The following is a 14,286-nucleotide window of genomic DNA, read 5'->3' as shown; positions in this document are numbered from 1 at the left end:
TAGGAGTGTTGGGTGGGGGGCATCAATCAAGCAGAGAGACGGATCGTTACGGTCACCGTAACGAACACTCCCCTTGTGGCGAGGGAGCTTGCTCCCGCTCGGCTGCGAAGCAGTCGTAAAACATTGCACGCGGTATACCTGATTTACCTCGGTCGCAGGTCTTGGGGCCGCTTCGCGCCCCAGCGGGAGCAAGCTCCCTCGCCACAGGGGCTGGTCAGGCGAGCCCGGCACTCACAAGCAACTCCTCCAGCGCCAGCAAGTCCGGCACCTTGGCCACTTGATCACCCACTTGCACTGCCGCCTGCTCCAGCGCACACAGCGGCACATCCACATAGCTCAATTGGCTATCGAGCTTGTAAGACCGCGGAATCCCCTGCACCAGCAACGCCATGAATTTCAGCTCCGGCCGCCCCCCCAGCGCATTGAGAATCACAATTCGCGCCCGTTCGCCGATGACAATTTTCTGCCCGCAGGCCGACTCGAAACTCAGCAACGGAATCTGCCGGTCCCGCCACGTTACCCGCCCCAGATACCACGGCGGCGAATCGAGATCGAACGCTCCCGCTTGATAGTCGATCAGCTCTGCAATCGCCACGTTGGGCAAAATCAGATTGCGGTCAGCCAGGGGCAGCAGCAGCCCGGTGAGGTTGCTGGTGCGGTGTTCAAGCATGGGTTTTGCTCCACAGCGCGATGCTTTCGAGCAGCACCGATTCCTGGTACGGCTTGCCGAGGTAGTCGTTGACGCCGATGGCCATGGCGCGGTCGCGGTGTTTCTGGCCGGTGCGCGAGGTGATCATGATGATCGGCAAGTGCTGCAAACGTTCGTCCGCACGCACTTGGGTCGCCACTTCGAAACCGTCCATGCGCGGCATTTCAATGTCCAGCAGCATCAGGTCCGGCATGTGTTCTTCGAGCAGCAACATGGCATCGACGCCATCCTTGGCCGTCAGTACGTTCATGCCGTGGCGTTCGAGCAAACGGCTGGTGACCTTGCGCACGGTGACTGAGTCGTCGACCACCAACACCAGCAACGGCTTGTGCGGCTCGGATTCTGCGTCCTGCCTCAGCGGTTGTTGCGGCACCCGCGCCTGCATCGCGCGGATCGGCGCCAGCAGATCGAGAATCAGCACCACCCGGCCATCGCCGAGGATCGTCGCCCCGGACAACCCCTGCACCGCCGCAAACTGCGGGCCGAGGCTTTTCACCACGATTTCCCGGGTACCGGCCATGGCATCGACCTGCACCGCGATGTGCCGTTCGTTGCATTGCACCAGCAACACCGGCAACGGCAGGCTTTGGCCCAGCAGTTTCGGGCGGGTGCTGGTTTTCAGCAGTTCGCCGAGGTAGCACAGTTCATAGTGCTGCCCGGCGTATTTGTAGGTCGGCGGATCGAGCCGGTAATGCCCTTCGAGTTCGTTGGGCAGCACCCGCACGATACCGTCGATGGTGTTCAGCGGGATCGCATATTGGTCCTCACCGCACTGCACCATCAGCGCCCTGTTGACCGACACGGTGAACGGCAGCCGAATGCGGAAATGCACGCCCTGCCCCGGCACAGAGTCGATGCTCATGCTGCCGCCCAGCTGTCGCACCTCTTCGTGGACCACGTCCATGCCCACACCACGCCCGGAAATCTGGGTGATTTTTTCCGCCGTGGAGAACCCCGGTTGCAGGATGAATTGCAGCACGTCGCGGTCGCTGATATCGCTGTCCGGGGCCAGCAAACCGCGCTTGATTGCCTTGCGCCGTACCGCGTCCAATGGCACACCGGCGCCGTCGTCGCGGATGTCGAAAATGATGTCGCCGCCTTCGCGCGACAGGTCGAGGGTGATCCGCCCTTGCGCCGGTTTACCGGCCGCGATGCGCACCTCCGCGGATTCCAGGCCATGGTCGACGGCGTTGCGCAGCATGTGTTCCAGCGGCGCGGCCATGCGTTCGAGGACGTTGCGATCCATCTCGCCTTCGGCGTTGCCGACGATGAATTCCACGTCCTTGCCCAGTTCGCTGGAAACCTGGCGAACGATGCGTTTCAAACGCGGCAACATCCGCTCGAACGGCACCATGCGCGTACGCATCAGGCCTTCCTGCAATTCGGTGTTGATGCGGCCCTGCTGTTGCAGCAGGTTCTCCGCGTCCTGGTTGCGCCGGTCGAGGGTTTCCTTGAGGTCGAGCAAGTCAGAAGCGGACTCGAACAGCGCCCGCGACAGTTGCTGCAACTGCGAGTGACGATCCATCTCCAGCGGGTCGAATTCTTCGTAATCCGAACGCTCGGCGTCGACTTGCTGACGGCTGAGAATCCGCCCCTGGGTTTCGGTATCGAGCCGGCGCAGTTGATCACGCATGCGCTCGATGGTGGTTTCCATCTCGTTCAACGCCACGCGCGCATCGTTGACCTGTTGTTCGATGCGGCCACGGAAGATCGAGGTTTCCCCGGCCAGGTTGACCAGGTCGTCGAGCAATTCTGCCGAGACCTTGACCATGTCGGCACCGGCATCGACTTGTGGCGCAAGTGGCTCGACCTTGGGTGCAACCGTTGCGGCAACCGGTGCTTCCGGCACCTCCGGATGGCTGAAATTGCGGATCGCATCGATCAGTCGATCAGCGGGCGGCAACGGTTGACCGGCGCGGGTGGCGTCGAGCATCTGCGCCAGTCGGTCATGGCTGCTTTGCAACAACCCGAACAGCGCTGCCGTCGGTTTCAGCGTACCGGCGGACAAACCTTCGTAGAGAAATTCCAGTTCATGGGCGAGGTCGCCGATCGGGCCGATTTCCACCATCCGTGCACCGCCCTTGAGGGTGTGCAGGTCGCGCAGCAGGGTTTCCATTTCCTGGCGATTGGAAGGTTCTGCCTGCCAGCGCACCAACGCCGCGCCGGAGTTTTCGATGATGTCGAAACCTTCCTCGAGAAAGATTTCCAACAGTTCAGGATCATGCCCTGGCGAATCCTCGGCTCGCGCAGCCTCGACGGTTTCAGGCGCGTTGGCGTTGCCTTGGCGGAACTCGCGGATGGCGTCGATCAGCTCGCCCGGATCACCCAGCGGTTTCTGGTGCTGTAATTGCTCAAGCAACTGAGCCAGCCGCTCATGGCTTTGTTGCAGCAGGTGCGCCAACGCCTCGCTGTGGCTGTAACGGCGATCGACAAGGCCTTCGTAAAGGTTTTCCAACTCATGGGCGAGGTCACCGACCGGTTCGACCTCGGCCATCCGCGCGCCCCCCTTGAGCGTGTGCATATCCCGCTGCAAGGACAACAGCGGCGCGGCGTTTTCCGGGTCATTCAGCCAGCGCTGCAGGGCCTGGCCGGCGCTTTCGAGAATGTCCACCGCCTCTTCGAGGAAGATCGAAACAATCTCATCGTCTAGCTCATGATCCTTTGTGGGAGCGAGCCTGCTCGCGATGGATTCATAGGCCCCGCGTTTATCCTGCAATAATGCGTCATCGTTGACGTCCATCGCGAGCAGGCTCGCTCCCACAGGGGGTACTGTGTTTTCAAGTTCGGCGGTAACGCTGCCCAGTTCGCGAATGCTCAGGGTGCGGCTGCCGTCACTGCGAATCAGGCCCATGGCCGACGGGTCGAGGCTCTCGTCGAGCAAACCGCGCAAGGCGCGGATGCGCTCCGGTTGCGGGCTGACTTCCTGGCCGGCTGCCAGTTCGTCGAGCATGTTGATCAGCGCTTCGTGAGCACTTTGCGCCTCGTGGAAAAACCGGTCGCTGACCGCCAGGCTGCTTTCTTCCACGGCACCATAGAGATCCAGCAAGGCTTCGCACAACTCATCCACCGGATGCAGATCTGCCAGGTGTGCTCCTTCGCCAAGGGTGGTCAATTCATCCAGCAGTGCACTGAGTTCCTGACGTTCGCCGGGGTGTTGCTGCCAGCGCTGCAACAGGCTTTCGGCATCCAGCAAGATGTCCATGCCCTGGGCCAGGAAGTTGTTGATCAATTGCGGGTCGCGCTTGGTTCGAAGCGCCGTGCTCGGCGTGCTCAACAGCGCTTCCAGACGCTCGGCCAGCAGCGTCTGGGTTCTCTCGATCAATGAACGGGCACCGGGAATCTCGGCCAGCGGATCGACCTTGAGCTGACGCAGCCCGAGGCGGAACACGCCTTCGGCTTCCAGCAGCAGTTCGACTTCGTCGAGGTCCAGGGCGATGAGGTGCGCCTTGTACTCGCGGGCCAGGTGATCCAGCGGTGTCGCCAGCTCGGCGATCGGCAGGACGCCGGCCATCGAGGCGCTGCCCTTGAGGGTGTGCAGCGCTCGCTGCAATTCGTCGCTGGCCTGCAACGGCACGTGTTCGGCGGCCTGTTCGAGGAAGCGATTGAGGGTGGCCAGATGGGTTTCGGCCTCGTTGCGGAAGATCTCCAGCAACAGCGGATCGAGGGCCGCGACGTCCTGCACGTCTTCATCGGACAAAGGCTCGTCACCCTTGGCGAGGGCATGTGCGCGGGCGGCCAATTGGTCGACATCGTTGCGCTGACGCTGGGCATTGTCGGCAAATTCGGCCACCAGTTCCGGCAGCAGGTTCAACACGTCGCCGAGCAGTTGTTGCACGGCCTGGCCCGGCTCAACGCTGTGCTCCAGCACACGGTTGAGCAGGTTTTCCACAGCCCACGCCAATTCACCCAGGACCAAGGCGCGAACCATCCGGCCACTGCCCTTGAGGGTGTGGAAGGCTCGGCGCAACTCGCTCAAGGCTGCTGTGTTGTCGGGATAGGCCAACCAGCGCGGCAGGTATTCGCGAAGGATGTCCAGGACTTCATCGGTTTCTTCAAGGAAGACTTCGCGCAACTCGTCGTCCACCGGCGCTTCGCCCACCGGCGGCGGCAACAGGCTGCCAGGGGTGTTCAGCGCGGGCGGATTCACCGCAGAGACCGGGTTGGCCAGCACATCGGCCAGGGTCTGGACGACTTCCGGATCATCCAGTTCCTGCAAGTCCTGCATGACCTGCGCTTCGCTCGGGCTGAGCACGTCTTCAAGCACCGGTACATGCTGCTCGCTGGGGAAGACACCCAGTGACGCGAGGCTTTTTTCCGCGACGTCGAGCAACTGTTCGCCGGCCGCTTCGGGATCGTCGCTGAGGCGCTCAAGGTAATACTCGAGGCTGGTGATGACGTCGGCCAGGCTGTCCAGTTCCTGCCAGTCAGGCTGGCCCTGTTCCAGCAGCAAATGCTCACGGATGAAATGATTGCAGGCGTCGATCAGGCTCGCGGCCCGGCTCAGCGGAATCATCGCCAGCGCACCGCGCACCTGGGTCAGCAAGTCCGGCAACGGTTGCAAATGCTGGCGGTCCCAATCGGCGTCGATGTAATCGACAATCATGTCCTTGGCCTGCTGCAGGCAGATGCGCGCTTCCTTGATTACGATCTGGTGGATCTGCGTCAGGTCGGTGGTCGGCAGACGGCTGTCTTCCTGGCTACTTTCCGGCTCCACGGTGCCGACCATGCCGGCCAGCGTCGCCTCGACGTAGAGCAAGGCCCCGGCGACATCCATGAGGATCGCGTCGTTGGGTTCGCGTTGGCCTTGAGCAAGGCTCAGCACCACCGCCAGTTGATCGATGATGACCTTGCGCGGCTGGCCGAAACCGAGCACCGCCAGGGTGTCCGCAATCTGTCGCAGCGGTGCGAGCAGGCTTTCGAGGTCCGAGGTGTGCTGACGGTCGCTGCGCACGAACAGGTCCAGGCGCTCCTTGACCCGAACCAGTTCTTCGCACAGCGCCGCCAGTACCGAGCGCATGGCATCGCGGTCAGGACCCGCCAGCCGCGCCCGCTCTTCGTCGACCATCGCGCTGTCAGGCAACGCGTCGTCCAATCCGTAGCGATCTTTCATGGTCAGCATCTGCCCGGTGGGGTGTTCGGCCTTGGCAATGTAGAACAGCAAACTCTTGAGCAACTCCGGCGGTGCCGGCTGATTGATCGCGGACATGCCCTGCTCGAGCAGGCGCTTGAGCTCTTTGTCGGCGTCCTTGAACAGGCTGCGCAGGGCCGGGCTGTTGGCGATCGAACCGCCGCGCATGCCTTCGACCAGCGCCGAAGCGACTTGCCACAACGGGCTGAGGGGCGCGTTGCCACACAACCCCTCGAGGCGTGAAAACACCTTGGCCAGGTAACCGAGGTGGGTGTCGTCATCCTGCTCGCGCAGCAACCCGACCAGGGCCATCTGCAACATCTGGCGCAATTTGCGCAACACGTTTGGCAGGTCCGCCGGTTCCAGCCGCGCCAGTGATTGTTCATTCAGCGGTGGCAGCTCCGGCAACTGCGGAGTGAACAGGCTGGTTTCCGACAACAGGCTTTCGCCGCGGGCGCTGCGCAGATCGTTGATCAGCGGCAGCACCACCAGCGGCAGGTCGCGGCGCGCGCCTTGTACGCGGTCGAGATAGATCGGCAACTGACCGATTGCTTGCAGCAACAGGTGAATGGCCTCGTCGCGATGGCTGACGCGGTTCTGTTGCAAGGCAGCGGCCAGTTGCTCCATTTCTTCGGCGAGCAGTGCCGCGCCGTAAAACTCGACCATCTGCAAACTGCCGTGAACCTGATGGATGCACGCCAGACATTCACTGAGGGCGTGCGTCGCCTGAGGGTCATCAAGCAACGTTTCAATCGCCTGGTGAGCCACTTTCAGCGTTTCGGCAATCTCGCCTTTGACCCACTCCAGGGCCACATAGTCGTGCCGATCACCCATAACTGCTCCGTTCATCGTTCGAACGCCCGTGGGCACTTCACACTTTATCCACAGTTTGCGCCTTGGCGGCCGGCAAGGTGAAACCCGACACCGAGCGCCGCAGCTGGCTGGCCATTTTCGCCAGGTTGCCGATGCTTTCGGCCGTGGCCGTGGAGCCGGACGACGTTTGCGTGGTGATCTGCTGGATCACGTTCATCGTCAGGGAAATCTGTCCGGCCGAAGACGTTTGTTGCTGGGCGGCGTTGGAGATGCTCTGGATCAGCGCCGCGAGGGTTTTCGATACGCCTTCGATTTCTTCCAGGGCCACACCGGCATCCTGCGCCAGACGCGCGCCACGCACGACCTCGGTAGTGGTCTGTTCCATGGAAATGACCGCTTCGTTGGTGTCGGCCTGAATCGCCCGCACCAGGGTTTCGATCTGCCGGGTCGCGGCGGACGAGCGTTCGGCCAACCGTTGCACTTCATCGGCAACCACCGCAAAACCGCGCCCGGCGTCACCGGCCATGGAAGCCTGGATGGCCGCGTTGAGCGCGAGGATGTTGGTCTGGTCGGCAATGTCATCAATCAGGCTGACAATGTCGCCGATTTCCTGCGAAGACTCGCCCAGGCGTTTGATGCGTTTGGCGGTGTCCTGAATCTGCTCGCGGATGTTGTCCATGCCGTGGATGGTGTTGTGCACCACTTCATTGCCCTTGTTGGCAATTTCCACGGAGCGCTCGGCAACTGCCGAAGATTCGGCGGCGTTGGCCGAGACCTGGTCGATGGACTGCGCCATGTCGTTGATCGCGGTGGAGGCTTCGCTGATCTGTTGCGCCTGATGTTCCGAGGCCTGTGCCAGGTGCATGGCGGTGGCTTGAGTTTCCTGCACGGCGGCGGCGACCTGGCCGGCGGTGAGGTTGATGGTTGCCACCAGATCGCGTAGCTGATCCACGGAATAGTTGATCGAATCGGCGATGGTCCCGGTGAAGTCCTCGGTCACCGATGCCGTCACGGTCAGGTCACCGTCGGCCAGGTCTTCGATCTCGTCAAGCAGCCGCATGATTGCGTTCTGGTTGCGTTCGTTCTTCTCGGCGGTTTCCCGTAGCTGACGGTTGGTTTCGCGAACCATTACCAGACCGATGAGGATGATCGACATCAGCGCCAGCAGGCCCAGCACGTAGCCACCGATTTCGTCGGTGTTACGCCCGCCGGCGAGGTTTTCGAAACCGCTGGCCAGGTGTGAAGCTTCGTCTAGCAGGGTTTGTGACAAGGAAAAAATGTTGGTGGCCGATTCGCGAACCTTGAACAGTTCTGGCGATGTTTCGAGGATTTCATCCACCGAACCGGAGACGAATTCGAACAACTCGGAAATCTCGACCAGTCGGGCACGGGCATCTCGGTCTTCGACCTGGCTGACCTTCAATGCCGGATTGCCCTGAAGCATGCCCGTGAGCACCTGGCCGAAACGCGCGGCGTCGCGACCGAAAGCGTCGGCGGCCTGTTGCGAACTTTCATCGCCAGACAGCACGGTGTTGACTGCGCCGAGAATCCGCTCGGCCAACAGTGACTGACGCTGGGCCATCGCGACCTGAGCGGCCGGCGCACCCCGTTGCAGAAGGATTTCGACGACTTTTTCGTACTCGACCTGCAATTGCGGCACGGTTTCAGCGAGGGTGGCGGCGACTTGATGCAGCGACAGCACCGTCTGTTCGCTGGACAGGATGGCGTCGGTGTTTTTCAGCAGACGCTCCCAGTCCAGTTGCACGGCGCGCATTTCCGGGCGCACGGTGGACGGCGCTGGCGGCAGGCCGGTAGACGGGTCGCCTTTCTTCAGATAACCCCAGCGCTGGGCGAAATCGTTGCGCGCATCGCTGAGCAACTTGAACGCGGCAGCCTTGCCGGCTGCGGCTTCCGTGGCGTTCTTGGCAATACGCTGGGACAGCACGCGCAGCTCGCCGGCGTGGCCGATGTACTGTTTATCGTACGTGGCTTGAGTGTTGAGGTAAGCGAAGTTGGCGAACAGCAGCATGATGAAGACAATCAACGCGATGAACAGCGCGATGATCTGCGATCGGCTGCGCGACCCTTCTGGCTTGCCTGTTTTTGCTTTTATCATCGGTCCTCGCCTGTTATCGCACCGTTAGAACCCACCATAAATCCCCTGTGGGAGCGGGCTTTTGTGGCTCACCACATAGCCCGGCGCCCACTGGGTCCGGGATTACAGCGCTACATGCATGAAGCTTTGCGATCGCGCCAGCGCAAACGGGCTGAACACCTGCCAATTCTGCTCACGCCGAAACCGGCCCCTGATGAACGGTGCAATCGGGCCATTCAACGCCTCTACCGGCTCCAGGCTGTCCTGGGCAAAGTGCTGAAGGCCGAAAACCTCATCGACCATCAACCCGGCAAACACGTCGTGATGCTCCACCACCAGTACCCGCCGCTGTTTGCGCGCCGCCGACAACTCGTGGCCGAGCTCTTTATCCGAAAAGAAGGCGCACAAATCCATCATCGGCAGCAAGCGCCCGCGCAGGTTGGCCACGCCCTTGACCCAGGGCTTGACCCCCGGCAGTTGCGTGAACCGTGGTTCGTGCAGGACTTCGCTGACCTCGCCCATGGGGGCGACGTACCAGTGCTCGCCCAAGCGAAAACCGATGCCGCTCCAGTTGTCCTGCCGGGTCGGCTGGGAGGGCAGATCCGCCGCCAGCAGACGACAGCGCTGGTCTATCTGCAGCAGCAATTCGAAAGCCGTCAGCGACTCGGTCATGGCCGGACGATCAACCGGCCAGTACGTTGTTCAGGGTCTTGATCAGGGTTTCTTCGTCGACCGGCTTGGTCAGGTAGTCCTTGGCGCCCTGGCGCGTGCCCCAGACCTTGTCGGTTTCCTGGTCCTTGGTGGTGATGATGATCACCGGGATGTGCCCGGTTTCCGGGTCTTTGGTCAGTTGGCGGGTCGCCTGGAAACCGTTGAGGCCGGGCATGACGATGTCCATCAGCACCGCGTCGGGTTTTTCCTGACGGGCAAGTGCTACGCCGTCGGCGCCGTTTTCGGCTTTCAATACTTCATGACCGTGCTTTTCCAGCATGCCGGTCAGTTTGTACATTTCAGTCGGCGAATCATCGACGATCAGAATTCGTGCCATGGTTGTCCCCATTCTTCTTGTCGACGCCGGGCCCGCTGGCCGAGCGTCACTGTGCGTGTCCTACTGCGGCAAAACGGCGGCGAAGCCCGGTACATGGGCCTGGATCGCGTTCAGCAGTTCTTCCTTGCTGAAAGGCTTGGTCAAAAACTGGTCGGAACCGACGATGCGTCCCTTGGCCTTGTCGAACAACCCGTCCTTGGACGACAGCATGATCACTGGCGTGGACTTGAACGCACTGTTGTTCTTGATTAAAGCGCAGGTCTGATAGCCATCCAGGCGCGGCATCATGATGTCGACGAAAATGATGCCGGGATGATTGTCGGCAATCTTGGCCAGGGCATCGAAACCGTCGACGGCCGTGATGACCTCACACCCCACGTTCTTCAGCAGCGTTTCGGCGGTGCGGCGAATCGTCTTCGAATCGTCGATCACCATGACCTTCAAGGCGCTGGAATGCTGGTCCATAAAATGCTCTACCGTCGCCTTTGCGAATCAATTTGTCCGTTTCCGATAACCGGAGGCTCGAAACCCTTGATGTTTAAGGGCCAGAACGATATGGCAGCCTTTTTAGCACAGTCTCCAAATGCAATCTATCGGGGGACTGGCGCGGTGGTTTTTCCTTGACCGGGAACACACTCGGCGCCACTCTGACGCCACTTTTTCGTGTCCTTTCGGACCACCCCATTTCGAGGAAAAACCCATGAGCGTTCGCGTCGGGATTGTCATGGACCCTATCGCCAGCATCTCCTATAAAAAGGATAGCTCGCTGGCCATGCTGCTGGCCGCACAGAAGCGCGGCTGGGAACTGTTCTATATGGAACAGGGCGATTTGTATCAGGCCGAAGGTGAAGCGCGGGCGCGGATGCGGCCGCTGAAAGTCTTCGCCAACCCGGAAAAATGGTTCGAACTGGAAGCCGAGACCGACGCGTTGCTGAGCGATCTGGACGTGATCCTGATGCGCAAGGATCCGCCGTTCGACATGGAGTTCGTCTACTCCACTTACCTGCTGGAGCAGGCCGAGCGCGCCGGCGTGCTGGTGGTCAACAAGCCGCAGAGCCTGCGTGATTGCAATGAAAAACTGTTCGCCACGCTGTTCCCGCAGTGCACGCCGCCGACCATCGTCAGCCGTCGCCCGGACGTGCTGCGCGAATTCGCCGATCATCACGGCGACGTCATCCTCAAGCCGTTGGACGGCATGGGCGGTTCTTCGATCTTCCGTCACACCGCCGGCCACCCGAACCTGTCGGTGATTCTCGAAACCCTGACCTTGCACGGCAAGCAGCAGATCATGATCCAGGGTTACCTGCCGGCGATCGTCGACGGCGACAAGCGAATCCTGATGATCGACGGCGAGCCGGTGGATTATTGCCTGGCACGGATTCCGGCGGCCGGCGAAACCCGTGGCAACCTCGCGGCCGGTGGTCGTGGCGAAGCCCGTCCGCTGACCGAGAAAGACCGCTGGATCGCCGCGCAAGTCGGTCCGACCCTGCGCGAGAAAGGCCTGCTGTTCGTGGGCCTGGACGTGATTGGCGAGCACCTGACGGAGATCAACGTCACCAGCCCGACCTGCATTCGCGAGATTGATAATGCGTTCGGCACCGACATCGGCGGGATGCTGATGGATGCCATCGATCAGAAGCTCAAGGCCCGTTGATATAGAACAGCCAAGATCGAACCAACATTGCGTTATCATGCGCGGCCTGTGAAAAACGCGATGTTGGTTTTCTTGTCATGACACTTCCGTCCGATCTGCCTGCAGAACTCGCCCACCGTGGTGTGCGCCCGGCCGATCGCCTCGGATTTACCCTGTTTCTCGCGGCGCTGATTCACCTGGCCTTGCTGTTGGGCGTCGGCTTCACGATGGTCGAACCCAAGCAAATCAGTAAAACCCTGGAAATCACCCTCGCCACCTTCAAGAGCGAAAAGAAGCCGACGAAGGCTGATTTCCTCGCCCAGGAAAATCAGGAAGGCAGCGGCACCCTGGATAAAAAGGCGATCCCCAAGACCACCGAGGTCGCGCCGTTCCAGGACAACAAGGTGCAGAAAGTCACGCCACCGCCGGCCGCCAAGCCTGAAGTGCAAGCGCCGCCCAAGGCTGCCGTGACCACCGTCGCACCGAAACCGAAAAAAGCCGCGGCCAAGACCGAAGAACCCAAGCCCGTGACCAAGCCCGCTGTCGCAGCGCCGACGTTCGACAGTGAACAGCTGTCCAGCGACATCGCCAGCCTGGAAGCGGAACTGGCCAATGAACAACAGCTGTACGCCAAGCGCCCGCGCATCCACCGCCTGAGCGCTGCTTCGACCATGAAAGACAAGGGCGCCTGGTACAAGGACGAATGGCGCAAGAAGGTCGAACGCATCGGCAACCTCAATTACCCCGACGAAGCGCGGCGCAAGCAGATCTACGGCAATTTGCGGTTGATGGTTTCGATCAACCGCGACGGTTCGCTGTACGAAGTGCTGGTGCTGGAATCGTCCGGGCAACCGCTGCTGGATCAGGCGGCGCAACGGATCGTTAGGCTGGCGGCGCCGTTTTCGCCGTTTACCGGGGATTTGTCGGACATCGATCGGCTGGAAATCATCAGGACGTGGAAGTTTGCGCGCGGGGACCGGTTGTCCAGTAACTGATTGGGGATTTTCTGCCCAGTGTTGACCCTGTGGCGAGGGAGCTTGCTCCCGCTGGGCAGCGAAGCAGCCCCAAAACCTGCAGGCCTTGTATTTCCTGACACACCGCAACAATCAGATCACGACTGCTGCGCAGCCGAACGGGAGCAAGCTCCCTCGCCACAGGGTTCTGCGGCGGCTTCAATCACCATTTCCTACGCATCCCCAGCTTGTCAGTTCGTCCCTCCAACGCCACACTAGCGCTCATGAAGAACGTCAGCCCCAGCTACCTCAAGCATCACTTCCTGATCGCCATGCCTCACATGGCCGACCCGAACTTTGCGCACACCTTGACCTACATCGTCGAGCACACGGCCAATGGTGCCATGGGGCTGGTGGTCAACCGTCCGCAAGACCTGAACCTGGCCGATATCCTCGAGCAATTGCGCCCCGATGTCGAACCGCCGATGCTCTGCCAGCATGTGCCGATTTTCATCGGCGGCCCGGTGCAGACCGATCGCGGTTTTGTCCTGCACCCGTCGGGCAAGAAGTTTCAGGCGACCGTTGATCTGGAAGGCGACCTGTCCCTCTCCACGTCCCAGGATGTGCTGTTCGCCATCGCCGATGGTGTCGGCCCGGCCAAGAGTGTGATCACCCTGGGTTATGCCGGCTGGGAAGCCGGGCAGCTTGAAGCCGAACTGGCGCAGAACGCCTGGCTCACCTGCCCGTTCGACGCCGACATCCTGTTCAACACCAGCAGCGAACTGCGCCTCGAAGCGGCGGCCAAACACCTCGGCGTCAACCTTAGCCTGCTCACCAGCCAGGCGGGGCACGCCTGATGGCCCTGCGCCTGATCCTGGGGTTCGACTACGGCACCAAACAGATCGGCGTGGCGGTCGGCCAGGTGATTACCGGCCAGGCCCGCGAACTGTGCACCTTGAAGGCGCAAAACGGTGTTCCCGACTGGAACCAGGTCGAAGCCCTCATTAAAGAGTGGAAGCCCGATGCAGTCGTCGTCGGCCTGCCACTGAACATGGACGGCACGCCGAGCGACATGTGCCTGCGCGCCGAGAAGTTCGCCCGCCGCCTCAACGGCCGCTACAACCTGCCCTTCTATACCCACGATGAACGCCTGACCACGTTTGAAGCCAAGGGCGAACGACGTGATCGTGGCGGGCAAAAAGGCAGTTACCGCGACAACCCGGTCGACGCCATCGCCGCCGCCCTGCTGCTGCAAGGCTGGCTCGACGAAAACACTGCACTGTTCGAATCCTGAAGAGCCGTAACAAGCGACTCTCTATAGCGACAACCCGGAGCCACCTCCAGCACCGCCCGGCCCGGGCCCAAGAAGGAGCAACCATGAGCCTGCCCAATCCCGCCGAACTGATCAGCCAGATGGCGATCCGTCTCAAGGCCCATCTGGAACACCGTGGCATCAGCGAACCGCGCTACATCGGTATTCGTACCGGTGGCGTCTGGGTCGCCCAGGCGTTGCTCGAGGAACTGGGCAGCGATGCGCCGCTCGGTACGCTGGACGTGTCCTTCTACCGCGACGATTTCAGCCAGAACGGCCTGCACCCGCAAGTGCGCCCCTCGGCCCTGCCGTTCGAGATCGAAGGCCAGGACCTGGTGCTGATCGACGACGTGCTGATGAGCGGCCGCACCATCCGCGCCGCAATGAACGAACTCTTCGACTATGGCCGCCCGGCCAGCGTGACGCTGGTGTGTCTGCTGGACCTGGACGCTGGCGAGCTGCCGATCCGCCCGAACGTCGTGGGCGCGACCCTGTCGCTGGCGGCCCACGAGCGCGTGAAGCTGTCCGGCCCGGAACTCAAGCTTGAACTGCAAGACCTCGCCCTTTAATTCGCCCTATTGAGAGTCCCCCTCGC

At 61.5% G+C, this 14,286-nt stretch carries 11 protein-coding genes; 5 read left to right on the top strand and 6 right to left on the bottom strand.

The window, feature by feature from the left end:
* Positions 1 to 214: 214 nt before the first annotated feature.
* The 6 genes from ACM6IQ_RS25845 to pilG form a co-directional block, all read right to left on the bottom strand.
* Entirely contained in the window at positions 215 to 670 is a 456-nt protein-coding gene (locus ACM6IQ_RS25845) for a chemotaxis protein CheW (RefSeq protein WP_017341261.1), read from the bottom strand.
* A complete protein-coding gene (locus ACM6IQ_RS25840; protein ID WP_414880164.1) occupies positions 663 to 6,671 on the bottom strand; it encodes an Hpt domain-containing protein in 6,009 nt (2,002 codons plus the stop codon). Before ACM6IQ_RS25840 ends, ACM6IQ_RS25845 begins: the two co-directional genes overlap by 8 nt.
* 37 nt (positions 6,672 to 6,708) lie before the next feature.
* Entirely contained in the window at positions 6,709 to 8,766 is a 2,058-nt protein-coding gene (locus ACM6IQ_RS25835) for a methyl-accepting chemotaxis protein (protein WP_017341263.1), read from the bottom strand.
* Between the two features lie 102 nt (positions 8,767 to 8,868).
* Positions 8,869 to 9,417, bottom strand: coding sequence for a chemotaxis protein CheW (locus tag ACM6IQ_RS25830; RefSeq protein ID WP_414880163.1), 549 nt, complete (start codon positions 9,415 to 9,417; stop codon positions 8,869 to 8,871).
* A gap of 10 nt (positions 9,418 to 9,427) precedes the next feature.
* Complete coding sequence (gene pilH / locus ACM6IQ_RS25825; RefSeq protein ID WP_008068134.1) at positions 9,428 to 9,793, bottom strand: twitching motility response regulator PilH; 366 nt, start codon at positions 9,791 to 9,793, stop codon at positions 9,428 to 9,430.
* A 60-nt stretch (positions 9,794 to 9,853) separates the two neighbouring features.
* Positions 9,854 to 10,258 carry a twitching motility response regulator PilG gene (pilG, locus tag ACM6IQ_RS25820; RefSeq protein WP_414880162.1) on the bottom strand — a complete coding sequence of 135 codons (405 nt, stop codon included), beginning with the start codon at positions 10,256 to 10,258 and terminating at the stop codon, positions 9,854 to 9,856.
* Positions 10,259 to 10,493: 235 nt separating this feature from the next.
* On the opposite strand from pilG, the gene gshB reads away from it, so the two are divergent.
* The 5 genes from gshB to pyrR all read left to right on the top strand — a co-directional run bounded on the left by gshB (position 10,494) and on the right by pyrR (position 14,260).
* Complete coding sequence (gene gshB, locus ACM6IQ_RS25815) at positions 10,494 to 11,447, top strand: glutathione synthase (protein ID WP_017341266.1); 954 nt, start codon at positions 10,494 to 10,496, stop codon at positions 11,445 to 11,447.
* A 77-nt stretch (positions 11,448 to 11,524) separates the two neighbouring features.
* Positions 11,525 to 12,421 (top strand): energy transducer TonB, encoded by an 897-nt coding sequence (locus tag ACM6IQ_RS25810; protein ID WP_017341267.1) that lies wholly within the window; start codon positions 11,525 to 11,527, stop codon positions 12,419 to 12,421.
* 242 nt (positions 12,422 to 12,663) lie between these two features.
* The gene (locus ACM6IQ_RS25805) at positions 12,664 to 13,236 is read left to right on the top strand and encodes a YqgE/AlgH family protein (protein ID WP_017341268.1); all 573 of its coding nucleotides are present in this window, start codon (positions 12,664 to 12,666) and stop codon (positions 13,234 to 13,236) included.
* On the top strand, positions 13,236 to 13,673 hold the full coding sequence (ruvX, locus tag ACM6IQ_RS25800) for a Holliday junction resolvase RuvX (RefSeq protein WP_003195067.1): 438 nt from the start codon (positions 13,236 to 13,238) through the stop codon (positions 13,671 to 13,673). The genes ACM6IQ_RS25805 and ruvX overlap by 1 nt, the downstream gene beginning before the upstream one ends.
* 83 nt (positions 13,674 to 13,756) lie before the next feature.
* Positions 13,757 to 14,260, top strand: a complete 504-nt coding sequence (pyrR, locus tag ACM6IQ_RS25795; RefSeq protein ID WP_008026190.1) for a bifunctional pyr operon transcriptional regulator/uracil phosphoribosyltransferase PyrR — start codon at positions 13,757 to 13,759, stop codon at positions 14,258 to 14,260.
* Positions 14,261 to 14,286 lie beyond the last annotated feature (26 nt).

The organism is Pseudomonas sp. IT-P100, assembly GCF_949767185.1.
Classification (GTDB): domain Bacteria; phylum Pseudomonadota; class Gammaproteobacteria; order Pseudomonadales; family Pseudomonadaceae; genus Aquipseudomonas; species Aquipseudomonas fluorescens_B.
Note: the sequence above shows the minus strand (reverse complement) of the source record. Positions and strands in the feature narration are given on the sequence as shown.